At 36.5% G+C, this 22,650-nt stretch carries 27 protein-coding genes; 7 read left to right on the top strand and 20 right to left on the bottom strand.

From position 1 onward, the window contains the following. Window positions 1-27: 27 nt before the first annotated feature. Window positions 28-180, top strand: a complete 153-nt coding sequence (locus A7A78_RS15040) for a hypothetical protein (RefSeq protein ID WP_165593533.1) — start codon at window positions 28-30, stop codon at window positions 178-180. Window positions 181-300: 120 nt separating this feature from the next. Here the strand turns inward: A7A78_RS15040 and A7A78_RS01275 are convergent, their stop codons facing one another. Next, entirely contained in the window at window positions 301-960 is a 660-nt protein-coding gene (locus A7A78_RS01275) for an endonuclease III domain-containing protein (RefSeq protein ID WP_068760448.1), read from the bottom strand. A 30-nt stretch (window positions 961-990) separates the two neighbouring features. Between A7A78_RS01275 and bcp the strand changes: the two genes are divergently transcribed. Continuing rightward, entirely contained in the window at window positions 991-1,443 is a 453-nt protein-coding gene (gene bcp, locus A7A78_RS01270; protein ID WP_068760446.1) for a thioredoxin-dependent thiol peroxidase, read from the top strand. Here the strand turns inward: bcp and A7A78_RS01265 are convergent. Further along, window positions 1,440-2,894, bottom strand: coding sequence for a nicotinate-nucleotide adenylyltransferase (locus tag A7A78_RS01265; protein WP_068760444.1), 1,455 nt, complete (start codon window positions 2,892-2,894; stop codon window positions 1,440-1,442). The two genes, bcp and A7A78_RS01265, sit on opposite strands and share 4 nt — an antisense overlap. A 79-nt stretch (window positions 2,895-2,973) precedes the next feature. On the opposite strand from A7A78_RS01265, the gene A7A78_RS01260 reads away from it, so the two are divergent. After that, entirely contained in the window at window positions 2,974-3,750 is a 777-nt protein-coding gene (locus A7A78_RS01260; protein ID WP_068760442.1) for an MBL fold metallo-hydrolase, read from the top strand. Window positions 3,751-3,752: 2 nt separating this feature from the next. Next, on the top strand, window positions 3,753-4,247 hold the full coding sequence (locus A7A78_RS01255; RefSeq protein ID WP_068760440.1) for a hypothetical protein: 495 nt from the start codon (window positions 3,753-3,755) through the stop codon (window positions 4,245-4,247). A gap of 54 nt (window positions 4,248-4,301) precedes the next feature. Here A7A78_RS01255 and A7A78_RS01250 read toward each other — a convergent pair whose 3' ends face one another. From A7A78_RS01250 to A7A78_RS01210, 9 genes are all read right to left on the bottom strand, one after another. After that, entirely contained in the window at window positions 4,302-4,958 is a 657-nt protein-coding gene (locus A7A78_RS01250; protein ID WP_068760438.1) for an alpha/beta hydrolase, read from the bottom strand. Window positions 4,959-5,035: 77 nt separating this feature from the next. Next, window positions 5,036-5,359: a DUF4870 domain-containing protein gene (locus A7A78_RS01245; protein WP_068760437.1), complete on the bottom strand. Its 324-nt coding sequence runs from the start codon at window positions 5,357-5,359 to the stop codon at window positions 5,036-5,038. Window positions 5,360-5,409: 50 nt separating this feature from the next. Continuing rightward, window positions 5,410-5,730, bottom strand: coding sequence for a hypothetical protein (locus A7A78_RS01240; protein WP_068760435.1), 321 nt, complete (start codon window positions 5,728-5,730; stop codon window positions 5,410-5,412). Further along, window positions 5,730-6,986 (bottom strand): dihydroorotase, encoded by a 1,257-nt coding sequence (locus A7A78_RS01235; RefSeq protein ID WP_068760433.1) that lies wholly within the window; start codon window positions 6,984-6,986, stop codon window positions 5,730-5,732. Before A7A78_RS01235 ends, A7A78_RS01240 begins: the two co-directional genes overlap by 1 nt. Then, a complete protein-coding gene (locus tag A7A78_RS01230; protein WP_068760431.1) occupies window positions 6,983-8,905 on the bottom strand; it encodes a BatA domain-containing protein in 1,923 nt (640 codons plus the stop codon). Before A7A78_RS01230 ends, A7A78_RS01235 begins: the two co-directional genes overlap by 4 nt. Before the next feature lie 45 nt (window positions 8,906-8,950). After that, a complete protein-coding gene (locus tag A7A78_RS01225; RefSeq protein WP_068760891.1) occupies window positions 8,951-10,147 on the bottom strand; it encodes a sensor histidine kinase in 1,197 nt (398 codons plus the stop codon). Between the two features lie 88 nt (window positions 10,148-10,235). Next, entirely contained in the window at window positions 10,236-11,444 is a 1,209-nt protein-coding gene (locus tag A7A78_RS01220) for a sensor histidine kinase (protein WP_068760429.1), read from the bottom strand. A 129-nt stretch (window positions 11,445-11,573) separates the two neighbouring features. After that, a complete protein-coding gene (locus A7A78_RS01215; protein ID WP_068760427.1) occupies window positions 11,574-12,338 on the bottom strand; it encodes a TIGR02757 family protein in 765 nt (254 codons plus the stop codon). 44 nt (window positions 12,339-12,382) lie between these two features. After that, the gene (locus A7A78_RS01210; protein WP_068760425.1) at window positions 12,383-13,042 is read right to left on the bottom strand and encodes an ABC transporter ATP-binding protein; all 660 of its coding nucleotides are present in this window, start codon (window positions 13,040-13,042) and stop codon (window positions 12,383-12,385) included. Between the two features lie 121 nt (window positions 13,043-13,163). Here A7A78_RS01210 and folE point away from each other — a divergent pair, with 121 nt between their 5' ends. Both folE and A7A78_RS01200 read left to right on the top strand, forming a co-directional pair. Then, window positions 13,164-13,763: a GTP cyclohydrolase I FolE gene (gene folE / locus A7A78_RS01205; RefSeq protein WP_068760423.1), complete on the top strand. Its 600-nt coding sequence runs from the start codon at window positions 13,164-13,166 to the stop codon at window positions 13,761-13,763. A 50-nt stretch (window positions 13,764-13,813) separates the two neighbouring features. Continuing rightward, on the top strand, window positions 13,814-14,116 hold the full coding sequence (locus tag A7A78_RS01200; protein ID WP_068760421.1) for a hypothetical protein: 303 nt from the start codon (window positions 13,814-13,816) through the stop codon (window positions 14,114-14,116). A gap of 26 nt (window positions 14,117-14,142) precedes the next feature. Here the strand turns inward: A7A78_RS01200 and A7A78_RS01195 are convergent, their stop codons facing one another. The 8 genes from A7A78_RS01195 to A7A78_RS01160 all read right to left on the bottom strand — a co-directional run bounded on the left by A7A78_RS01195 (window position 14,143) and on the right by A7A78_RS01160 (window position 21,474). Then, the gene (locus tag A7A78_RS01195) at window positions 14,143-16,356 is read right to left on the bottom strand and encodes a TonB-dependent receptor (protein ID WP_068760419.1); all 2,214 of its coding nucleotides are present in this window, start codon (window positions 16,354-16,356) and stop codon (window positions 14,143-14,145) included. A gap of 123 nt (window positions 16,357-16,479) precedes the next feature. Beyond that, complete coding sequence (locus A7A78_RS01190) at window positions 16,480-16,821, bottom strand: hypothetical protein (protein WP_068760417.1); 342 nt, start codon at window positions 16,819-16,821, stop codon at window positions 16,480-16,482. Further along, a complete protein-coding gene (locus A7A78_RS01185; protein ID WP_068760415.1) occupies window positions 16,818-17,120 on the bottom strand; it encodes a DUF6787 family protein in 303 nt (100 codons plus the stop codon). Before A7A78_RS01185 ends, A7A78_RS01190 begins: the two co-directional genes overlap by 4 nt. Continuing rightward, the gene (locus A7A78_RS01180) at window positions 17,117-17,533 is read right to left on the bottom strand and encodes a DUF6146 family protein (RefSeq protein ID WP_068760890.1); all 417 of its coding nucleotides are present in this window, start codon (window positions 17,531-17,533) and stop codon (window positions 17,117-17,119) included. The genes A7A78_RS01185 and A7A78_RS01180 overlap by 4 nt, the downstream gene beginning before the upstream one ends. A 121-nt stretch (window positions 17,534-17,654) precedes the next feature. Further along, entirely contained in the window at window positions 17,655-18,290 is a 636-nt protein-coding gene (locus tag A7A78_RS01175) for a DUF937 domain-containing protein (protein ID WP_068760413.1), read from the bottom strand. A 42-nt stretch (window positions 18,291-18,332) separates the two neighbouring features. Next, on the bottom strand, window positions 18,333-19,289 hold the full coding sequence (locus A7A78_RS01170; protein WP_068760411.1) for a D-2-hydroxyacid dehydrogenase: 957 nt from the start codon (window positions 19,287-19,289) through the stop codon (window positions 18,333-18,335). 31 nt (window positions 19,290-19,320) lie between these two features. Then, window positions 19,321-20,388 carry a 3-phosphoserine/phosphohydroxythreonine transaminase gene (gene serC / locus A7A78_RS01165; RefSeq protein WP_068760409.1) on the bottom strand — a complete coding sequence of 356 codons (1,068 nt, stop codon included), beginning with the start codon at window positions 20,386-20,388 and terminating at the stop codon, window positions 19,321-19,323. Window positions 20,389-20,457: 69 nt separating this feature from the next. Continuing rightward, on the bottom strand, window positions 20,458-21,474 hold the full coding sequence (locus A7A78_RS01160) for an acyl-CoA reductase (RefSeq protein ID WP_068760889.1): 1,017 nt from the start codon (window positions 21,472-21,474) through the stop codon (window positions 20,458-20,460). A 63-nt stretch (window positions 21,475-21,537) separates the two neighbouring features. On the opposite strand from A7A78_RS01160, the gene A7A78_RS01155 reads away from it, so the two are divergent. Beyond that, complete coding sequence (locus tag A7A78_RS01155; protein ID WP_068760407.1) at window positions 21,538-21,888, top strand: 4Fe-4S binding protein; 351 nt, start codon at window positions 21,538-21,540, stop codon at window positions 21,886-21,888. Window positions 21,889-21,972: 84 nt separating this feature from the next. Here A7A78_RS01155 and A7A78_RS01150 read toward each other — a convergent pair whose 3' ends face one another. Continuing rightward, the gene (locus A7A78_RS01150) at window positions 21,973-22,500 is read right to left on the bottom strand and encodes a hypothetical protein (RefSeq protein WP_068760405.1); all 528 of its coding nucleotides are present in this window, start codon (window positions 22,498-22,500) and stop codon (window positions 21,973-21,975) included. Window positions 22,501-22,650 lie beyond the last annotated feature (150 nt).

The following is a 22,650-nucleotide window of genomic DNA, read 5'->3' as shown; positions in this document are numbered from 1 at the left end:
GGAAATAAAACCTCAAAATAACATTCTATGCAAAAATTTTACACTGAATCATCACGGTTGGACGACGTGAATAAAAAACTTGTTCCAAAAGAAGAAACCATTAAATTTCTTCTGGATTATTCGATGGCTTTAAGTGTTATAGATTATAATAAATTGAAGTTTGAAGCACTTCTAAACTAAACTTTGGAGAAACCCTGGAATTAGCTTTTCAGGGTTTTTTTTTAATTAATTTTAAGGGTTTAGAAGTTTATAAGTTTTAAAAATGTTGGTTTAAGACACTCAACTTTTAAACTCCTCAACTCATCGACTTTTTTTATTCAAATAATCATTGATTACTGTTTTTCTGCCAATAGTTTTGGTAATTACATCTTTTTCTAAATTCCATCCTCTAGCAGGGGAATATTGTCTCCCGTACCATATAATTTGAAGGTGAAGTATGTTCCACAGGTCTTCTGGAAATAAGCGCTTAGCATCCTTTTCGGTCTGAACTACATTTTTCCCATTAGTAAAACCCCAGCGATACATTAACCTATGAATATGTGTGTCTACCGGAAAAGCGGGAATGTTAAAGGCTTGGCTCATCACCACACTTGCAGTTTTATGGCCCACGGCCGGTAAAGATTCCAATGCTTCAAAATCTGCTGGAACTTGGCCGTTATATTTTTCAATTAAAATTTCAGAAAGCCCATGAATTCCTTTCGATTTCATCGGTGAAAGACCAACGGGTTTGATGATTTCCCTGATTTCTTCTACGGTTAGTTTTACCATGTCGTAGGGATTGTCGGCTATTTCAAATAAAAAGGGTGTAATCTTGTTCACCCTAACGTCTGTGCTCTGTGCAGAAAGCAGAACTGCAATCAATAAGGTATAGGGGTCTTTATGGTCTAAAGGAATGGGAACTTGGGGGTATAATTTATTTAACGTATTAATAACGAATGTTACCTTTTCTTGCTTGGTCATTATAAGTATTTTTATACAAAAATAAAGATAATGAAAACATTACAGGCAGGAGATAAGGCTCCAAATTTCAAGGTAAATGATCAAGATGGGAACAGTATTTCTTCTGCAGATTTTAAAGGAAAAAAATGGATCGTTTTTTTCTATCCAAAAGCCGATACTCCAGGCTGTACTGCTGAAGCTTGTAATCTTCGCGATAATTATAAAGAATTTGAAAACCAAGGTTTTGAATTGCTTGGGGTTAGCGCAGATAATGAAAAGCGTCAAAAGAAATTCAAAGAAAAATATAATTTGCCTTTTCCGCTTTTAGCTGATGAAAACAAGGAAGTAATAAATGCTTTCGGTGTATGGGGACCAAAAAAGTTTATGGGAAGGGAATTTGATGGAATCCATCGAAAAACATTTATTATTGATGAAAAAGGAATTATTGAACAGGTGATAGACAAGGTAAAAACCAAGGATCACGCTGCACAGATTTTAGATTAGTTATCAACTTTTTCAGTGGTTCCTTTGTAATTGAAAAGATGTTTTTTCTTAATGATTTCTGAAACTCCAGCAGGTAACATTTCTTCCCAGCCCTCCTCGCCGCTTTCTATTTTTGAAAGTACTTCGCGAGAGAAGATGTCGAGAATGTCAGGATTGTAATTGGTAATGTCCACCACTTTTCCGTTGTATTTGAAGAATTTGTACAGTTCTTTCATTCGCGGGTGAACTTTAAGATTTTCACTGTTGGTATATTCTCCAGTTTCTGGGTCTTTCATTGGGTATAAATATACTTTCAAGTCTTTAAAAAAAAGTTTTCCGAAAGCCTCCAATATTCCGCCACTCAAATGGCGATAATATTTTTCGTCAAAAATGTCCACCAAATTGTTAACGCCCATGGCGAGGCCCATTCTCATTTTGGTATAACGGGAAAAATATTCAACCAATTTATAATACTCCTGGAAATTCGAGATCATTACGGTATGCCCAAGGGAACATAAGAGTTTCGCCCGGTCCATAAAATCCTCTTCATCAATTTCTCCTTCTGCACGAAGATTGGAAAGGGTGATTTCAAAAATAACCTCGGTGCGTTCTTTTTCTACTCTATTTTCTTCGAGAAACATTTCATAGGAACGCTCAAACATGTCAATGTTCACCTTGGTTACAGGCCTAAAACTTCCGCGAAGCGCTAAAATGTTTTTCTTGTAAAGTATTCTTGCAGGTAAAATATTATGACCATCTGGGCCAAACATAACCGCATCTGTCATTCCATTCTTAATAAGCTGTAGACTCATTAAACGATTGTCCACATCTTGGAAACGTGGCCCGGAAAAGTTGATCGTGTCTATTTCAATTTTATCTTTATCAATATGATCATACAAATAGCGCAACAATTTTTTAGGCTGGTCATATTTGTAATAAGCGCCATAAATTAGGTTTACGCCCAATATTCCTAAAGTAATTTGCTGTAATTGTGCATCATTTTCGTGAAAACGAACGTGAAGCGTTATTTCGTTATATGCTTCTTTTGGATCCACTTGATAACGAATGCCCAACCAGCCGTGACCTTTGTATTGTTTTGCAAAATCAATGGTCGCCACGGTATTTGCATAGGCGAAGAAAAGTTTATTGGGATGTTTTTGGCGAATGATGCGTTCCTCAATCAAATTGATTTCGTGGGAAAGCATTTTAATGAGCCTCGCCTCGGTAACATATCTGCCATCTTCTTCAATTCCGTAAATAGCATCGCTAAAATCCTTATCATAGGCAGACATTGTTTTCGCGATAGTCCCTGAAGCACCGCCAGCCCTGAAAAAATTACGCACTGTTTCTTGCCCGGCACCAATTTCGGCAAAAGTACCGTAAATGTTTTCGTTCAGATTGATTCGTAAAGCCTTACTCTTTATGGAAGGAATGTTTTCAAATTCCTTGTCACCTAATATGGTTTCTGGCATAGCAACGTTCTATTTTTCTTAATAACAAAGGTAGCAAATACAATAGGTAAACAAAAAAAATACCAGTATTTTTGCGAGAATGGATTCAACCTTCACCGTTACATTTCTTGGCACTGGAACTTCACAGGGAATCCCTGTAATAGGTAGCAATCACCCTGTTTGCAAAAGCAACGATATAAAAGATAAACGTTTGCGTGTATCTGTTTTATTGCGTTGGCAAGATTTTACTTATGTAATTGACTGCGGCCCAGATTTTAGGCAGCAGATGTTGCGCGAAAATGTTGAAAAACTGGATGGAGTTTTATTGACCCACGAACATAGCGACCATACGGCAGGTTTGGATGATATTCGTCCTTTTAATTTTATGCAGGGCAACTTGCCATTTTACGCCCACAAGCGGGTTTTTAAATCATTGCACGAGCGGTTTGCCTATATTTTTGAAACCGAAAACAAATATCCCGGAGCGCCGAGTATTGAAGAAATTGTTATTGACAAGGATGTTCCCTTTATTATTGGCGGAAAAAAAGTGATTCCCATTGAAGCATTTCACGATACGTTGCCTGTTTTAGGTTTCAGGGTTGAAGATTTCACCTATTTAACAGACGTGAAAACCATTTCGGAAGAAGAAATTGAAAAAGTGAAAGGCACCAAGGTTTTGGTTGTAAATGCCCTTAGGGAAGAACCGCATTATTCACATTTTAACCTTTCCGAAGCGCTAGATTTTGTTGAAAAAGTAAAACCCGAGAAAACATATTTAACCCATATTAGCCATTTAATGGGCTTTCACGAAGAAGTAGAGAATAAACTTCCGAAGAAAGTACATTTGGCTTTTGACACCCTCACCATAAACATTTGATTATGAAGAATAAAATATTTATGTATCTGTTTCTTTTCGCATTGCTGTTCATAATTTATCAATATATGAACGAAAAGAGCATTTTTGAATCACAGGAAACTAAAATAGAAAATCTGGAGGCAAAAGTTCAAAAAGAAAATACCTCGATTGATAGTTTGCAGAATGTTGTCCGCGATTTAAATTATTTTACCCTTCAGGGAAATGACAACGCAATGACCTATTTGGAAAATTTGGGTTTTGAGGCAGCCGATGTTGAATCTATGGTTTCTGACCAAATCTATGATTTTAATTTTGAAAAGGGCAATAATCCTTTGGTGCCTTTTGATGGAATGAACGGGGATATGAAGATCAACAAACTAAAATTCCTCAATCACAAATGGATTCAGGCAGATTTTACCGATGGGAAATTTTGGGGCGAAATGATTTTGGAATATTATTTCAACGATAAAAAAGAACTTGAATTAACCCCTATAGCTTCATTTCTTTACCCAAATTGAATTTGAGAATTCTTTAGTTATTCAGTTATACAATTACTGACTACTGACGACTGATTACTGTTTTTCCAACCAATTTTTCAGTTCGTAAAAATTTTGGGGAGCTACTCCGTGCCCAACCGGAAATTCTGAATATGTGCAATCAATATTCAGATTTTTGAGAAATGGCTCGGTTTTTCGGGCCCATTGCACGGGAATCACCTGATCTACACTTCCGTGGGAAGTATAGACTTTAAGCTTGCTGAAGTCATTTTTCTCAAAACCATCTTTCAAAATTTCTTCGTTTATATAACCGCTCAAACCAATTACATTCTTTACTTTTTCAGGATAGCTCAGCGCTACCGCGAAGCTTAAAATGGTACCTTGGCTGAAACCTAGCAGCGTGATATTATTTTTGTCAATTTTGTATTTTTCAATCACTTCGTCAATGCATTTCGAAACCAATTCGCGCGAGGCAATTGCTTGTTCGTCATCGCTGAATTTTCCCTGTGAATTATCAAAATATATATTATACCAAGCATTTCCGTAAGGTTCCAAACGGATTGGCGCTTTTAGGGAAATGATTGCATATTTCTCCGGAAGTTCACTTGCGAAAGAAAACAAATCGTTTTCATCACTCCCGAAACCGTGAAGCATAATGATTGCTGGCGGATTTTCAGAAGCATTTTTGGCTGGCCTGTAATTGTGTTCTAAAAGTAAGGTCTGTTTTTTCATAGGTTGCAAAAATAAACAAGACCTTTTAAACTGAAGTTGTTTCAGCTTAAAAGGTCTCGTTAAATATTGTTTAAAATCTAAATTCCCTTAAACCATTCCTGAAATTGCTCGCCCAATACAGGAACGGGTTTCATTTCGCCCTGTAGGGCAGTGATGAATCCAAGTAACCAAAAAGTAATTAAAGCGAGATTTATTATTACTGAAAGAATCCAAATACTAACTACTCCCGCAATTATACTTAAAATAGCACCCACACACATAATACCAAGCGATTGCCGTATGTGATAAGAGCCTAATGCTGTTTTGTTTCCGTTGTTCATTATTAAAGCTATAATCCAGCCAATTAAGAAAATATAGGCAATTATTGCCACGGTCTTTCCGTTGTCTGTAGTTGTTTCCATGTTTTTAAAATTAGGTTAGTGATTTTTATAAGCTAAAGATAGCCAATACTTTAATTCAAGAATGTAAACCATTCCTGAAATTTTTCACTTAAAATTGGAAGCCCTGTTTTCTTGTTTAAAAAAGCCATTGCCCAGCAAAATAGCCAAATTGCACAACAACCCAGCCATAAAATGTCGCCCGTGGTTACGTCAATTTGCGATTGCACGATTAACGAAACCACAAACAAAATAGACAATCCGAACATATTTTTGATATGCCAGGTTGCAAATTGGTGGTTTTCGTCACGGTTGATGAAATAAGCGATCAAAAAACCCACGAAAGGCGCATAAGCAATAAGGGCGGTAGATTTTCCTGCGGGAGAAGTCTTCATTATTTATTTAGCACCAATTGATTGTTCGCAAAAATCCCGTAAGCGTTTCCTTTTAGCTTCATCCCCAATAATGCAGCATTTTTGGAGGTTGAAAGAATATCCTTTTCTGAAAACTCCCAGCTTTCATCGGGATTAAAAAGTGTAAATTCCGCAAGATTTCCTTCTTCAATTTTTACTGAAGGAATATTAAAAGTTTTTTTCAAACCAGTTAATACTTTGACGGATTCTTCAATTCCCAAAGTTGTATTGATTGCTCCAAAACATCCCTCCAAGCCAATGCTTCCGAAGAAAGCGTGATCAAATTCAGTTTTTTTATGTTCTACATCAATCGGGTTGTGATCGCTGGTAATGCCATCAATTGTTCCATCTTTTAGGCCTTTTAACAAGGCTTTTGTATCTTCTTTTGTGCGGAGTGGAGGCAACAATTTGTAGTTTGTATCAAAATCTTCCAAAGCTTCGTCCGTTAAAACAAGGTTGAAAATTGAAACACTGCAGGTTACATTCAGCCCTTTTTTCTTAGCGTCCTTAATAAGTTCTACCGATTTTTTAGTGGAAATAGTGGGAATGTGAAGCTTTCCGCCGGTATATTCCAAAATATACAAATCCCTAATTATCTGCAGTTCTTCAGAAAGCGCCGGAATTCCTTTCAATCCCAAGCGGGTGCTGGTTACTTCTTCATTCACCATTCCATTTCTAGCAACAGATTTTTCAAAAGGAAATGATTGAACCAGTCCATCAAAATTTTGGGTGTATTGCAGCGCTATCTTTAAAAGGTTTGCATTTGCGATTGGACTTTTATAATCATAAAATGAAACCGCACCTTCACTTTTCATATCAAATAGTTCCGCCAAATCTATTCCTTTACTGCCCACAGTGAGCGCGCCAATAGGGTAGAGGCTAACTGCATTTCCTTCGGCTTTGCTTTTCAAAAACTTGATATGCCCTTTACTGTCGGTTATGGGAAAACTATTGGCATTTACCGCAACACTTGTAAAACCGCTGTGGGCAGCAGTTTTTAAACCGTTTTCAACAGTTTCCCGTTCTTCAAAGCCGGGTTCTCCAAAAGAGACACTGCTATCAAACCAACCTTGCGAAATATGAAGATTTTTCAGTGAAATTTCCTTTACTTTTTCGGAAGAAGAAATAGTAGCGGCAATTTTTGAAATTTTACCGTTTTCAATCAAAACATCCCTTTTTTTCATGTGATGCTTGCTGGAAGCATCAACAATGGTGGCAGATTTCAGTAATATCTTCATTTGTAGAATTTTAAGATAAGCATTTCAAAAAGTAAAAAGAGCAATGCAAAAATAGCAAACCATTTCCAAAAACTGTTGATTGAATTTGCATCGGCAATCGAATCAAATAGATCATCCACCGTTTTATAGACTTCTGCGCCTTTCCAATCCTCAGGATTTAAGTATTGCAATTCACTTTCGTCGCGGGCATAATTGTAACTAATGTTTTCCAAGAATTCATTTTCTTTCACAACCTGGAAATTGCCAGCTTTATGGGGCTCATCAGTTGTAGTCATCAACACAAAGTTAGCTTTTGTTTGCTGAAGTGGGATAAACTGGGCGGTACTGTCTTTGATTGTTAAAATTTCATCCGGTCCCAATTTCACTGGAATAGCGATGGAATTTTGGCTTCCGATAGTGTAATACAAGCGCGGCAAAGGCAGGCTTTGCAAAGCCATATTATAAAGCGCCGGAACGATCAAAGGTGAATTCTGAAAATTTGAATTCTCGTTATTGATTGCAGCAGTCAGTAAATAAGTTTTATTTTTTTGCACCAAAAATGGCTGATTATCCTCAAAACCTATGGCCGGCGTTGCGTTGGTTGAAATAGCATAAAAGGAATTTACCTTCGGATATTGGAAATTTACAACTTCCTTTTCAAAAACATTTTTAAATAACGGATGTGAAAAATATATTTTCGCAATCTTTTTTTCCTGCTGTATTTCTTCTGAAAATGTTCCCAAAGACATCGTTAAAAGAAAATTATTATAGCTGCCCAATTCCACTTCAGAAGCTGGAATTACCAAAACACTTCCACCTTCATCCGTAAAAGATTTCAGAGCGGTTGCCAAGGAAGCGGGAATTTCTTTCAACTCATTTAAAACGATGAAGTTTTGGTCCGGAATTTCGTTATAGTTCAGTGTTTTGAAAGTTTGCTGCGTAAACTTGAATTCCTCTTTCTCAAAAAGTCGGCGCATAAAATTTCCATCGGCTTCATTTATTGCCAATACTTTAATTTTTGCGGGTTTATTGATGCTGAAAAACAAGGTATTGTCAAAAGGAAGGTTGGGTTCGTTAAGCTCCAGTTTCCCAATAAAACCTTCGGAATTATCGATGTCAAAAGTAACCGTGCCATCTGCGTTGCCCGAAAAATCCGGAGCTGTTTTTGCAATCAGTTTTCCATTGTTGTAAAGTGAAATTGGAGTTTCCGAAACAGCATTTCCACGTTTTGAAACTTTCACTTTCAACTGGGTTGCGGCAGTATTATTTGAAGCAATATAAACACTGTCAATAGCGATATTTGATGCTTTTACGGGCTTTAACTGAACAGCGTCCACGGTTAAATTTTCTGGAATTTCTGGAAAAGTTTCCTTTTGCTGAAAATCTGAAATGTAAACCAGTCTTTTCAAAACATCTTTTTCATTGGAAAAAAGTTGGTTTGCTTTCAACAAAACCTGGTTCGGCGTGAGTTGGTTTTGGGAATATTCAACAGAAAGTATTTCGTTTTTGAAATCTTGGGGTGAGGTATTTTTGCGTTCGGAACTGTTCGTGAACCAACTTAATTTTTCGGCTCCTGAAGTTTTATCAAACAAATCCTGCAAAGCCCGCTCCAATATTGGGCCTTTGTCTCCTTTTGCCTGCAGACTGAACGAATTGTCAATGTAAACAACCGTTTCTTTTTTGGTGTTCAAAGCAGTTTTTGAAGCGGTGAAGGGTTGTGCAAATGCTACAATAATACAGGCCAATGCGAGCAAACGCATCAGCAAAGTAAGCCATTTTTTTAGCTGCGAACTTTTTCGGGTTTGGATGGTCACCTTTTTAAGAAAAGCGACATTGGTAAAATCTACTTTTTGGAAACGCCGAAGTTGGAAAAGGTGAATAAATATGGGGATGAGCAGTAGGAAAAGGGCGTAAAGAATTTCTGGGTTTTTAAACTGCATTCCTATAAATATTGCCCAAAGATAAAAAATGGAACGTAATTTCAGCTATTTCTGAACGGTAAACGTAAAGGTGCTTCCTTTTTCGGGTTCAGATTCCAAAGAAATGCTACCCCCAAGTTTTGAAACCAAACTTTTTACAGTCGCCAAGCCAATGCCCGTACCTTCTTTACCGTCGCGATCTTTTATGCCAGTTGTTTTAAAAAGATTGAAAATTTCTTCTTGTACGCCAAGGTCTATCCCCATTCCATTATCCTTGATGGAAAATTTGTGAAAATCAGGATCTTCAATGTATTTTACAGAAACCAGCCTTTTTTCGTTTAAATTATATTTTAAGCTGTTGTCAATCAAATTCAGAAAAATTTGGGTCAATGCAGCTTTGTTTACATTTGTTAAAACTCCTTTTTGGGGATATTCAAAAATAATATCTTCCGTAATTAAAATTTCGTCAATTTCCTCAAAAAGTTTTTTCAATTCAACGTCCTGTTTTTGGGCTTCAAGCAATTCATCAGCTTTATAAAATTTTAAAATACCGTTGATGTAGTTTTTCAAGGTAAAAGATGATTCTTCAATGTAATTGAGGTAAAGTTCTGAATCTTTAGACAGCGTTTCAAAATTTTCTTCCCGCAACATGCGCGTGAGAGAGGTTATATTGGCCAACGGCGATTTTAAATCATGGGAGACTACGTGGGCAAAATTCACAAGTCTTTCATTTCTTTGTTGGAGCTCTTTTTGAAAATCTGTTAGCAGGTTATTTTTCTTTCGAAGTTCAAAAAGATTTATCACCTGTTTTGCCAAAGCTTTTAAGGTTACTATTTGAATTTCAGTAAGCTGGCGGGGTTTTTCGTCAAAAATGCAGAGCGTGCCCAGTTTGAAGCCTTTTGGGTTGATAAGAGGGACGCCTGCATAAAAAATTGCATTGTTATCATATATCAATGGGTTGTTTTTAAAGCGCTCATCCTTTGTGGCATCTTCCACAATAAATAGTTCCTCATCCTGCAAAATAGCATGGCCGCAAAAAGAAATATTTCTTGGCGATTGGTTAAAATCGAGCCCAAAGTGGGATTTAAAAAAGTTTCTATCAGTATCTAAAAGTGTAATTAAGGAAACGGGCACTTCACAGATTACTGCTATTAGGGATGTAATATTGTCAAAATCATTTTCAGAAAGAGTGTCGAGTAAATTATATTTTTTTAATTCAGCAATTCTTTCTTTTTCATTATCAGGGAATTTTGGAGGAATCATAAAAGGGGTACAAATATTTTTTACCGTAGGTGCATATAGAAAAGGGGCGGGGATTGAAATTATTTTTGGAATATTGAAATAAAGAAAATTAACACTTAAGCTTTTCAATATTAAACTGAAACGAGGTGCCTTTCCCTACAGTAGAAGAAACGGTAATTTCGCCATTTAGTTTTTTGACAAGTTTTTTTACTGTAGATAAACCAATACCATTTCCTTTTTTTCCGTTTCTGTCCAATTTTCCGGTAGTTGCAAAAAGGTCAAAAATATGATCCATTTTATCTTTTGGGATACCAATTCCGTTGTCTGAAATTTTGAAATAATAAAAGCCATTTTCTTCAGTACAGGCAATATCAATTTTTATTTTTTTCTTATCGTTATATTTTAAGCTATTTGCAATGAGATTGAGCAATATTTGCTCCAATGCTACTTTGTTTGCGTGCATTTCTATATTTTCCTCCGGAAGGTTTATTTCACAATCAATATTGATGTTTAACAATTCAATTATATCTTCAAGCAGGTCATGGCTGTCAAAAGACTCCCCATTTAAAGAAGCAGTTTTATCGCTTTCATAATGTTCCAACAGGCCTGTAATGTATTCGCTTAACGTAAAGGAGGATTGTTTTATATAATCTAAATATTGCTTGCCCTGAACATCCAACAATGAGCCGTATTTACTTCGGAGCATATCTGAGGTGATAATCATATTGGCAAGCGGCATTTTCATATCGTGAGACACAATTCCCGCAAAATTTTTGAGCTCTTCGTTTTTTTCCTTCAATTCTTGTTGTACGGACATTAATGTTCTATTTCGCTTTCGGGCCTCAAAAAGATTTACAACTTGATATGCCAATGCAGTTAGCGCTGTTTTTTGTTGTTTTGATAGGGTTCGGGGCTTTTTGTCAAAAACACAAAGAGTGCCCAGTGGGTAACCATCGCTATTTACAAGCCTTACGCCGGCATAAAATATAGCGTGCATTTCGGTTACCAACGGATTGTCATGAAAACGTGGATCGTTTCTGGCATCTTCAACAATAAATATGTTTGATTCATCCAAAATAGCATGCCCACAGAAAGAAATGTTTCGTGGGGATTCACTGAAATTAATTCCGTAGTGTGATTTTAAAAAATTTCTGTCAGCGTCAAGCAATGTTACCAAGGCAATAGGAACATCACAAATGCTTGCCGTGAGGGCAGTTATGTTGTCAAAATCCTTTTCAGGCAAGGTGTCCAACAAATTGTAAGACCGAACTGCAGCGAGACGTTCCAGTTCATAGGCAGGAATTTGTGGTATTTTCAATGTAAAATCTCCTAATTTTTTTTAATCCTTTATAAAACATAATTGTTTAAGGATTGAAAGTAAATGTACAACATTTTATAAAAACTTGTTTCATCTTAAAAAATATTATAAAAAATTAAAAAAATAAATTTAAAATTTTTCAAATACCCCTAAGCCGAAAAGTGCAAAATCATATTTAACAGGGTCAGCACTATCAAGTTTTCTAAGGGAAAAATCCAACTCTGCCAATGCTTTTCCATCATTTTGTTTGCGATTTAAAAGGTTTAATTTTCTCGCTACATTACCGCTGTGCACATCCAACGGACACGAAAGTTGGGCAGGGGAAATGGTTTTCCAAATCCCGAAATCAACGCCCGCTTTATCATTGCGGACCATCCAGCGGAGAAACATATTTATTCTTTTTGCTGCGGAATTTTTAAGTGGATCGCTTATATGTTTTTGGGTCCTTGGAAGATGCGGCAGTTCAAAAAAACTTTTTTTGAAATGATGGATTGCAGGTTGCAATGTGGTCTTTTCAGCATATTTGGAAAAAACAGCTTCCAAACCCCCGTGATTTTTATAGATGTTTTGAAGTGCTTTGAAAAAATAAAAAAGATCTTCATTATTAAAAGTTCTATGTACAAAGGGTGAAAGCGACCCAGAATTCTTTTCTGAAAAATTCATAACAAAATCATAAGGCGAATTGCCCATCATTTCCATCAAGCGATGCCCGTTGTTTATGATGCTTTTTCGGTTTCCCCAAGCAATGGTTGCTACGAGGAACCCAGCAATTTCTATATCTTCCTTTAATGTGAAAAGATGTGGAATTTGAATGGGATCGCTTTCAATAAAATTGGGGTGGTTGTAAATATTTACCTTTTCGTCGAGAAATGATTTTAATTCACTTTTCTTCATAAGAGTGAATTTTTGAAATTCGGTATTTGAGATTTAATTAAAATTTAATTGATAATAACACCATCCTGCATCACCAACTTTCGGTCAGCCATATTTGCAAGCTCTTCGTTATGCGTAACAATTACAAAGGTTTGTCCAAATTCATCCCGAAGTTTAAAAAACAAATTGTGCAGGTTTTCGGCGCTTTCGGTATCTAAATTTCCGCTTGGCTCGTCCGCGAGAATGATTGCGGGATTGTTTATTAAAGCCCGAGCCACAGCCACACGTTGCTGTTCCCCTCCGGAAAGTTCATTGGGTTTGTGGTCCTCACGGTGTGAAAGGCCTAAAAAGGAAAGTAATTCTTTCGCTTTTTTAACAGCCTCGTTTTTGGGTGTATTTTTTATAAAGGCTGGAATACAAACATTTTCAAGCGCAGTAAATTCAGGTAATAATTGATGGAACTGAAAAATAAACCCCAAATTTTCATTTCTGAATTGCGCCAACTTTTTACCCGAAAGGGAACCAATATTTACTCCGTTTATTTCCAGTTTGCTTTTGCTGTCGTGAAGCGAATCCAATGTGCCCAATATTTGGAGTAGCGTAGTTTTACCCGCGCCCGAAGCCCCAACAATAGAGACAATTTCACTTTTTTTAATATGAAGGTCAACTCCTTTCAAAACGTGGAGATTGTCGTAATATTTGTGGATATTTTGGGCCTCGATCATAGCGAAATTTTAAAGCGTGAAAGTACTATTTATAGCGCTATAATGCAATCCAATTGGTTATATTGTTCTTATTCGGAATTATGTGTTTATTTTTGAAATCCAATTCTTAAACAGAAAAAAGATGTCGTCATATAGATATTTTGAAGAATACGACCAGCCTGTAACTGACAATTTAATTGAAAACTACAGCAAAATTTTAAGTGGAATAGGCGAGGAAGTTTCCCGTGAAGGATTACTTAAAACTCCCGAAAGAGCTGCAAAGGCAATGCAGTTTTTAACTTCTGGTAATTGCCAGGATCCCGCTGAAATTTTGAAAAGTGCGATGTTCGCGGAAGCCTATCACGATATGGTAATTATAAAGGATATTGAACTTTATTCTTTGTGTGAACATCATATTTTGCCTTTTTTTGGAAAAGCCCATGTTGCTTATATTCCGGACGGTTATATTGTGGGGTTGAGTAAAATTCCGCGCATTGTTGATGTTTTTGCAAGAAGATTGCAAGTGCAGGAAAGGCTTACCCACGATATTTTGGAGTGTATAAACAATACGTTGAAACCGAAAGGTGTTGCCGTTGTTATTGAAGCCTCGCATATGTGCATGATGATGCGTGGCGTGCAGAAACAGAACAGTGTTACCACAACTTCGGGTTTCCGCGGTCAGTTTGAGGCAATTGAAACGCGAAATGAATTTTTGAAATTGATTAGTAGCGATCTTTCGTAATTTTTTGGAATGTTTTTTGATTCTTTTAATTGAAATTAAATACAACAAAAATGAAAAACGAAAAATATAAACTACTCCGCCAAGGAATCATTTATGATTTGGTTGGTATGGCCACAATGGCAATACCGGTTATAGGTCCTTTTTTGGATATACTTTGGGCACCATTTGCCGCAAAAAAAATGAACGATATGTATAAAGGTACCGAAGGAAAAATAGCTTCCGTTTTTGTTTTTCTTGAAGAAATATTGCCTTTCACAGATGTTGTTCCAACGTTCACGCTTATGTGGCTTTACACATTTGTCTGGAAAAAACAGCCAGCGCCACAAACTATTGAAATTCGCATAGATGAATAAAAAAAGCCCCGATTTGGGGCTTTTTTTTAGATTTCTATTTTCAGGTTCACATTAATACTTCGACCGATGTTAAAAATTCCATCGGGTTTAAATCGTGATAGGTGCGAAACATATTCCTTATCGGTAAGATTTGTTCCGTTCAAACCAACTTTCAATAAAACTTTTTGAATTTGAAAGCTGCTTTCAATTCCTGCACTTAATAGCGAATAACCGCCAGTTCTCGTTTCGAAATTACTTACATTTTTTTGATCGAAAGTATTTTCGAGTGTGATAAAAGCAAAACTGTTTTTTCTTAATTTTCCATCATTTAATTCTACGCGAAACGTATTCCGAAGCGAATTTGCGGGAATCAAAGGCAAATAATCATCATTGCTCAATTTACCGGTAACGGTTTCAAAACTGCTTTCCAAATGCAGCCAATCCAACGGATGTGGGTGTAGGTGAAAACCGAATTCACCACCATAAAGCATAGCATCATTTTGAAGATAATCAAAAACTTGGGTGTCATCAATAGTTTCGTCAGTTGGGGAAATGAAAATGTAATTGTTCACTGCATTATAAAATCCGTTGGCGAAAAGTTCAATGTGTTCATTTCTATATTCCAAAGAAAGATCCGCTTGAAAATTTTGCTCGTTCGTCAAATTCTCATTTCCTTTTTCATATCTATTGGTGCCCTCATGGACGCCGTTTGAAGTAAGTTCTGCCAAATTGGGTGCTCTAAAACCGCTTGCAAAATTTATTCGTGTGGAAAAGTTTTCGAACAAACCCAATTTTGCGCCCAAAGCTGCCGTGAAACTCGTAAAAGTTTTGTCCAACGCAGGAATAAAATCATCTTCCAAAGGATTTCTCGCGGCTTCACTTTCAATCTTTCGGGAGTCGAAACGGATTCCTGCCTGCAAATCCAATTTTTCCAAATGATAATGGGAAGTTCCCAAAACCCCGACATCAGTAGTATTTGCATCGGGAATCAAGATTTCCTCGCCTTCGTTTTTATTGTTTTGGAACATTCCCTGCAAGCCTATTATTGTTTCAAATTTTCCCAATTCTGGCAGATTGTATTTTATATCGTAATTAATGGTGTTCAATTTCATTCGAAGTGCCGCTGTAGCTGGATCATCATCAAATTCGCGGCGGTCATTGAACAAATAACCAGCTTTTATATCCAAACTTGAATTATTGAAAAAAACAGTATTATCAAAACTTAAAATATGGTTATCAATTTCTTGAAACGGCAATTCTAAACTTTTTGATCGCGTTTGTTGGCCAACTTCTTCAGCAATGCCAATATTTGAACGGTTATAATTATAACGTAGCGTTGACTTAAATTTCGTACCTAAATATTGCACGCCCGTTTTCAAATCCTTTTCATTGAAACGGGAATTGGTCAAACGATAATCTGCACCAGATTTATAATCACTAAACTCTGAATACGATCCACGCGCCAAAAACTTCAACTTTTCACCGGAGGTTTTTACTCCCAAATTGGTTGATGTTCCTCGTGTGTTTGAAAAATAGGTGCTACTTAAATCGGCGTGTGTTTCACCACCAATTGCAAATTTTTCTGGATTCAAATAAAGAACCCCACCCAAAGCATCACTTCCGTAGAGTAGGGAAGCGGGACCTTTTATCACTTCCACACTTTCAACGCCTGCTTCGTTTACGCCTAAACCATGTTCGTCACCAAACTGTTGGTTTTCAAGCCGAACGCCTTGGGTATAGGTCAAAACACGATTTGAACTCAAGCCGCGGATAACTGGTTTACCGATTCCTGTTCCTGTCGTAATAAGGTCAACACCCGCAATGTTTTTAATTCCGTCAGCAAGTGTGACTGCACCGGAAGAATTCAAATCTTCCGTGGAAACACGTTCCACTTTCATCACGTTATCACTTTGCAATTTATGGAATGGCGTGGAAACAATGACTTCTTCCATTTCCACGGCGCTTTCTTCCAACTGTAGGTTCTCAGTAATTTCTTGATTGTTCGAAAAACTTATTTTTTTCGAAATTGTGGCATATCCCAAAGACGAAAAAACTACGTTGTAATTTCCATCGGGAATGTTGTTCAATTTATAGTTTCCATCAAAATCCGCGGCTGTTCCTTTTTCCAATTGCGGAATGTAAACAGTTGCGGGGATGGGTTGATTTTTTTCTTTCGAAGCTATTTTTCCTATTAAGGAATTTTGTGCGCTCGCCGCAGTATATAACAAAAATACTGCAAGCAAGCATAGAATATTTTTCATCTGTATAAAATATTTGATAAGTAGGAAGATGGAATGCCCTAATTATCTATACCGATTGGCATAAATAATTGTCAAGGGGCATTTCATGCTTTCTTGATTTTAAGAATTGTTTTTTTTAAAAATTTATGCTAAAAAGTCAAGAAATTGTGGAGGCCCACGAAGAAAATAATGTGTGGAATGTAATTTGAATTCGGGTAAAAAATAAACAGTTTCATTTTTTTGAAAACCGTCTAATACCGCAAACTTAGGAAGTTCCTGGGGAGTGTAATTAAAAATTGAAAAATGAAAATCACAAATGGAACAATCCAGTTGTTTTTTGTGAATGTGCGTGGAAAACTCTGTACAGGCTTTGTGCTCGTGACCTTCAAAAGTATGGGCAAATTGTATAGCAGATGGAAGCAGCAGTGCAAACGAAAAGACCGTAGCTGCAAAAATCCGTATTATTTCCCTTTTAAAAATCTTCATTTATTAAATAAAAACCCCAAACCCATTCCGCGGAGCATTTTTTTTTCAAAGTTCCAAAAAAAATCAAACTCACCAAACACCCAACCATAAAAAACCAAAAGTAGCTGATAAATTGGAAGAATTATTAAAATTCGGAAAGGCCAATATATGTACCATCCCATTTCCTTTTTTATTTCGAAAAACTCAGTTAGTGGTACAGCAAGTTTTGCGGCTGAACTTCCCGTTATGGCAAAGACGAGAAAGATTATAAAAAGTTGTCCGTTGGTTTTGATTTTCCAACGTTCTTTAAGTTTTTTCAATTTCTACCGCCTATAAATTTTTGATTGTATTTATCTTGAAAATAGACAAAGTAATTATAAAGCAGGTAATTTACTTCGTAGCCATAGTCCACTGCAGGATCATAGTTTATTTGCTCAGTGTATAAGTTTGGCGAATATTGGTTGGGCTGAAGCACGCGGCTGTTATATTCGGAAACAAAAGAACGGTTTTTAGACTCCAAAAGAGATTGGCCGTAAAATCCACGTTTTGGTTGCGTTATAAGCCAAGAATCAAATCCAGGTTCAATAATTATAATTTCGTATTCAAGACTGTCATTTGCAATACGAATTGTATCATTTGAAGAAACTCCTGTGTTGGAATTGTTATTTATATTGCCGCTTCCACAGCTATAAAGTGCTATTGAAAAAGCGATTATGATTAGAAAGTTTTTCATAATAATGATTTTGTCAAAGTTAAGAAATGTAAAATGAAGCAAACTATGTTTAACGTTCATTTAAAAAAAACACCGTTCATTTTAAAAAAGGAACGGTGCTTCAAAAAAAATTTTAAAAATTTTATCTTCCGAATAAACCACCCAAAAGACCGCCAAGGCCGCCTTTTTTCTTATTTCCGCCCATAACCATACCGGCAACATCGTCAATTACACTACCATCGCCATCAGCATCAAGTAGACTTTCAAGAAACGATTGATCGTGATTTGTATTTTTTCCTAAAACTGAACCTAACAAATCTCCAATTCCGCCTTGACCAACATTATCCTTTCTTTTTTGGCTTCCTAAAACTCCCATTAAAATTGGTGCGGCCATTTTGATTATTTGTGCAACGGAACCAGCATCAACACCGCTTGTTTTGCTTATGTTTTGTTCCACTTTTTGCTGATTTCCGCCAAGAACGTGTTTTAATATTCCAGCTCCATCGTTCAATAAATTGGAATCTGTACTTCCGCCTCCTAAAAGCCCGCCTAATTGGTCTAAAATAGAACCATCGTGACGGTTGTCATTTAAAGCATTATTCAAGCTTTCTGCTCCTTGAGGAGTTGCGGCATTGCGCTGCATTGCTCCCAAAATAACAGGTAGCGCCATGCTCAAAACATTTGCTGTTTTATCTTCTGATTGACCAGTTTGTGCACTTGCACCACTGATGAGCTGCTTGCCCAAATCACTACTAAGTAAATCTAATATTGAAGCCATTTTTTAAAAGTATTGGTTAATCAACTAAGTTAGTTAAAAATGCTAAGCATTAGCCATTATATTTATAATTTGTTCAGCCAACTCGGTGCCAATTCTGTCTTGTGCTTCATCTGTAGCAGCCCCAATATGAGGAGTTAATGAAATTTTATCGTTCATCAATACTTTAATGGAAGGAGTGGGCTCTTCTTCAAAAACATCTAAACCAGCAAAAGAAATTTTTCCGCTTTCAAGACCTTCCAACAGCGCGTTTTCATCAAGAACACCACCTCGGGCAGCATTCACAAGACCAACGCCATTCTTCATTTTCGAGATTTCTTCTTTTCCAATTAGGTACCCATTTTGGGCCGGTACGTGGAGGGAAATAAAATCGCTGTGTTTTATCAATTCTTCAACAGGCTCTGTCTTTATTTTTAAAGTGATTTTTTGACCGTCATAAAATTCAAGGGTAATATCGGCTTCCCCTATGCTATGGTCGCTGGCAATAACTTTCATTCCGCAACCCAAAGCTATTTTTGCAACTTCACGACCAATTCTACCAAATCCAACGATACCTAAAGTCTTTCCGCGAAGTTCACGACCCGCGCCGTAACTTTTCTTTAATCCATTAAATTTTGTATCTCCGTCCAACGGCATATTTCTGTTTGAATCGTGAAGAAAACGAACTCCACCAAATAAATGTGCAAATACTAATTCTGCAACAGAAGCAGACGAAGCTGCGGGCGTATTAATGACCTCAATCCCGTTTTCGCGAGCGTAATCAACATCAATATTGTCCATTCCAACTCCACCACGGCCTATAATTTTTAGAGTAGGGCAGTTATCAATTATATCTTTTCGAACTTTAGTGGCACTGCGAACCAGTAGCACTTCAATCTTATGTTCGTTTATATAATTTTGAAGCTGTTCTTGGGCCACTTGTACTGTTAATACTTCAAAACCTGCTTTCTCCAAAGCTGTGATTCCACTTTTTGAAATTCCGTCGTTTGCTAATACTTTCATTTATAAGGATTACTGTGTTAATAAATTATTTTTAGGCGCCTTTTTCCAATGCCTGCATCACATCTACCAAAACCTGCACGCTTTCTAGCGGTAATGCATTGTACATAGAGGCTCGATATCCGCCAACGCTTCGGTGGCCATTCAAGCCGTTGATGCCCGCTTGTTTTATATGGTCTTCAAAAGTTGCTTTCAATTCATCATTCTTTAAATTGAAAGTGGCGTTCATTTTGGAGCGATCTTCTTTTTTAGGAACAAAGCCTTCAAACAAAGGATTTCTATCTATTTCGTTATAAAGAAGCTCTGCTTTTTGGTTGTTCACTTTTTCAATTGCTGAAATTCCGCCCAAATCCTTTAACCATTCTAGTGTCAACATGGAAACATATACAGGGAAAACTGCTGGCGTATTGAACATGCTCTCTTTTTCAATATGCACTTTGTAATTAAGCATAGAAGGAATTGCGCGAGAAACTTTGCCCAAAATATCCTCTTTAATTACAACAAGTGTGGTTCCCGCAGGCCCCATATTTTTTTGTGCCCCGGCATAAATCAAACTGAATTTTGAAAAATCCAGCTGTCTTGAAAAAATATCGCTACTCATATCACACACCATCGGAATTTGCGTTTCCGGAAAACTTTGCATCTGTGTTCCAAAAATGGTGTTGTTGCTTGTGCAGTGGAAATAATCTGCATCAGCTGGGATATTGTAATTTTTGGGAATAAAGTTAAAATTATCACTTTTTGAAGTGGCAACTTCCACAACTTCGCCCAAAAGTTTGGCTTCTTTTATTGCGTTGTTGGACCAAGTTCCTGTGTTGAGATAGGCAGCTTTTTTTTCTAAAAGATTAAATGCCGCCATCAAAAATTGAAGACTTGCTCCACCTTGAAGAAACAATGCTTGGTAGCCTTTGTTTTGAAGTCCAAGATGCTCCAAAGCAAGGTCCCGGGCATTGTCCATAACCGCTACAAAATCCTTGCTGCGGTGGGAGATCTCTATCAGTGAAAGATTTGAATTGTTGAAATTTAAAACCGCATCTGCAGATTTTTGCAATACGGATTGTGGAAGAATGCAGGGTCCTGCACTAAAATTATGTTTTTTCATTTTGATGAAAATTTATAGTGCAAAGATGTGAATTATGCTACGAAATATATGGGAATTATGAATATTTTATCAAGGAAGTTTCAACAAAAATTCAACCGTGTCTATCCCATCGGCATAATCCCATAATTCTGGGTTTTGGGCTTTTCCGAACGGAATTTCATTATTGATTCCAGCTTTTGAAACAACACATTGAATGTTCTCGGATTGTTCTTCCAATTCTTTTGAAAGGTCTTCAAAAGAATTATATTTTTCATAAAAAACCACAGAGATAGGAGAGGAGAAAGCTGTGTCTTCTTTCAGCAACATAAATTCATTGTCCAATAACGGAAAGCTGTCCATTAAATATACCGCTTTGTTATAATCATAATTGTTGATGTACTTATGGTTGTGGATTATTTCTTTCCAAGAAAACATTCCTTTGAAAAAAGCTTCGAAATCGTAATTTTCAGGAATGTACAACTTTGAAACATTGCGACAGCCAAGACCGAAGTATGTAAAAATATCATCGGCAAGATTTTTCAATTCTTCTTCGGTTTCATTTCCTGTTAAAATCGCTGCGGAATTTCTGTTTTTACGGATTATGTTTGGGTATTTTCCAAAGTAATATTCAAAATAACGTGCAGTGTTATTGCTGCCAGTAGCGATTATAGCATCAAAGTTTTCTAATTTTCCATCGGTAAATTCAATATAATTTTTGAATTCCGGTTCCACTGAAATTAAATATTCCGACAGAAAAGGAAGTAGTGTTTTATCATTCGAGGAAAGTTTTGCCAATACTTTGTTTCCACTAATCAAAACAGAAAGAAAATCGTGAAAACCTACCAATGGGATATTGCCAGCCATTATAATTGCAACTGTTTTAGGCTCAATATCCTCAATTTTATATTTTGAAATCCATCGTTGGAGATTTTCTTTGGAAAGTGCATCTCCCCAATTTTTTAAAGCAAATTTTATGTTTTCCTGCGTGAACCATCCGTTCTCAGCTTCAGCTTTTCTTAAAATAGATTCAAATTCGTTTTCGAACTCAATTTTCCCGAGAAACTTACCCAATTCTACAAAAGCGTTAATTCTTTGATTTAATTGCATACTTATTTTGGAGTTGCGATTGATAGGCATTAAATTTGCGCAAAGTTAGAAAAACTAAACCCCATGGCAATTATTATAACGGACGAATGTATAAACTGTGGCGCCTGTGAGCCGGAATGTCCAAATACCGCAATTTATGAAGGTGCTGATGATTGGCGCTATGCTGATGGAACCGATCTTGATGGTAAAGTTGTATTGCCAAATGGAAAAGAGGTAGATGCAAACGAAGCGCAGGAACCGGTTAGTGATGAAATTTATTTCATTGTAGCTGATAAATGTACAGAATGCAAAGGGTTTCACGATGAGCCCCAATGTGCAGCGGTTTGCCCCGTTGATTGCTGTGTTCCTGATGAAGATAACGTGGAAAGTGAAGAAACACTTTTGGCCAAACAGGCATTTATGCACAAGGAATAACTAATATCAAATAAATCAAATCGCCCTTCAGATTAGTGGAATCTGAAGGGCGATTTTTTTTGCGGGGATAGTTAATTTGAAAAATTACATTTTATCCTTTTTCATCATTTTGGTTTCTTTTACCTGTAATTGATATACTGTAGAAATAATTGCGTCTGAGGCTGCATCATAACGTTCTACAACAAAATCTCCATTTTGGTTAAAATATCCAAAAGAGCTATTTCCATCCTGCGACATAATATAATATCCTTTCTGTGAGGATGGACGAACAATTGCATAATCCTTTACAGCTCCAGCATCTGAAGTCATCATTTTGTAACCTACTGGCGCAGTTTGAAATGTATAATTTCTACCATCATTACTGTAATTCACATCAGTATTTACCTGAACGGGAGTAGGAACCACTTCTTGATTTGTTTGATTAGCATCGTTACTGTTAAGAGCAACAACTTGCTTTTCAGATTTGGTTACTTCCTTGGTGGCAACATCTGTTCCTTTACTGTCCTTAACGGAAGTTTTTGTAACCACGGTTTCTGTTTTTTCATTTTTATTTTCCTGTGCAAAGGCAGTTGTAAAAGCTGCCAAAGCAAAAATCATCAATACTTTTTTCATAATGGTTTGTTTATTAGTTTAATATGATTCAAAGATAACCATTGAATATGTTAAAGTATCAATATATAATTATAAGAAATTCATAAAAAAGAATGTGATATTCAATTTTAAATTAAAAACCCCATCAATCTATGATGAGGTTTTTTAATT

The sequence above is a fragment of the Aequorivita soesokkakensis genome, from assembly GCF_001641085.1.
Taxonomy (GTDB): domain Bacteria; phylum Bacteroidota; class Bacteroidia; order Flavobacteriales; family Flavobacteriaceae; genus Aequorivita; species Aequorivita soesokkakensis.
Note: the sequence above shows the minus strand (reverse complement) of the source record. Positions and strands in the feature narration are given on the sequence as shown.

Bases quoted from the DNA above. Each gene is read 5' to 3' on its own strand.
- A7A78_RS15040 (WP_165593533.1), top strand. From the start codon at position 28: ATGCAAAAATTTTACACTGAATCATCACGGTTGGACGACGTGAATAAA.
- A7A78_RS01275 (WP_068760448.1), bottom strand. From the start codon at position 960: ATGACCAAGCAAGAAAAGGTAACATTCGTTATTAATACGTTAAATAAA.
- bcp (WP_068760446.1), top strand. From the start codon at position 991: ATGAAAACATTACAGGCAGGAGATAAGGCTCCAAATTTCAAGGTAAAT.
- A7A78_RS01265 (WP_068760444.1), bottom strand. From the start codon at position 2,894: ATGCCAGAAACCATATTAGGTGACAAGGAATTTGAAAACATTCCTTCC.
- A7A78_RS01260 (WP_068760442.1), top strand. From the start codon at position 2,974: ATGGATTCAACCTTCACCGTTACATTTCTTGGCACTGGAACTTCACAG.
- A7A78_RS01255 (WP_068760440.1), top strand. From the start codon at position 3,753: ATGAAGAATAAAATATTTATGTATCTGTTTCTTTTCGCATTGCTGTTC.
- A7A78_RS01250 (WP_068760438.1), bottom strand. From the start codon at position 4,958: ATGAAAAAACAGACCTTACTTTTAGAACACAATTACAGGCCAGCCAAA.
- A7A78_RS01245 (WP_068760437.1), bottom strand. From the start codon at position 5,359: ATGGAAACAACTACAGACAACGGAAAGACCGTGGCAATAATTGCCTAT.
- A7A78_RS01240 (WP_068760435.1), bottom strand. From the start codon at position 5,730: ATGAAGACTTCTCCCGCAGGAAAATCTACCGCCCTTATTGCTTATGCG.
- A7A78_RS01235 (WP_068760433.1), bottom strand. From the start codon at position 6,986: ATGAAGATATTACTGAAATCTGCCACCATTGTTGATGCTTCCAGCAAG.
- A7A78_RS01230 (WP_068760431.1), bottom strand. From the start codon at position 8,905: ATGCAGTTTAAAAACCCAGAAATTCTTTACGCCCTTTTCCTACTGCTC.
- A7A78_RS01225 (WP_068760891.1), bottom strand. From the start codon at position 10,147: ATGATTCCTCCAAAATTCCCTGATAATGAAAAAGAAAGAATTGCTGAA.
- A7A78_RS01215 (WP_068760427.1), bottom strand. From the start codon at position 12,338: ATGAAGAAAAGTGAATTAAAATCATTTCTCGACGAAAAGGTAAATATT.
- A7A78_RS01210 (WP_068760425.1), bottom strand. From the start codon at position 13,042: ATGATCGAGGCCCAAAATATCCACAAATATTACGACAATCTCCACGTT.
- folE (WP_068760423.1), top strand. From the start codon at position 13,164: ATGTCGTCATATAGATATTTTGAAGAATACGACCAGCCTGTAACTGAC.
- A7A78_RS01200 (WP_068760421.1), top strand. From the start codon at position 13,814: ATGAAAAACGAAAAATATAAACTACTCCGCCAAGGAATCATTTATGAT.
- A7A78_RS01195 (WP_068760419.1), bottom strand. From the start codon at position 16,356: ATGAAAAATATTCTATGCTTGCTTGCAGTATTTTTGTTATATACTGCG.
- A7A78_RS01190 (WP_068760417.1), bottom strand. From the start codon at position 16,821: ATGAAGATTTTTAAAAGGGAAATAATACGGATTTTTGCAGCTACGGTC.
- A7A78_RS01180 (WP_068760890.1), bottom strand. From the start codon at position 17,533: ATGAAAAACTTTCTAATCATAATCGCTTTTTCAATAGCACTTTATAGC.
- A7A78_RS01175 (WP_068760413.1), bottom strand. From the start codon at position 18,290: ATGGCTTCAATATTAGATTTACTTAGTAGTGATTTGGGCAAGCAGCTC.
- A7A78_RS01170 (WP_068760411.1), bottom strand. From the start codon at position 19,289: ATGAAAGTATTAGCAAACGACGGAATTTCAAAAAGTGGAATCACAGCT.
- serC (WP_068760409.1), bottom strand. From the start codon at position 20,388: ATGAAAAAACATAATTTTAGTGCAGGACCCTGCATTCTTCCACAATCC.
- A7A78_RS01160 (WP_068760889.1), bottom strand. From the start codon at position 21,474: ATGCAATTAAATCAAAGAATTAACGCTTTTGTAGAATTGGGTAAGTTT.
- A7A78_RS01155 (WP_068760407.1), top strand. From the start codon at position 21,538: ATGGCAATTATTATAACGGACGAATGTATAAACTGTGGCGCCTGTGAG.
- A7A78_RS01150 (WP_068760405.1), bottom strand. From the start codon at position 22,500: ATGAAAAAAGTATTGATGATTTTTGCTTTGGCAGCTTTTACAACTGCC.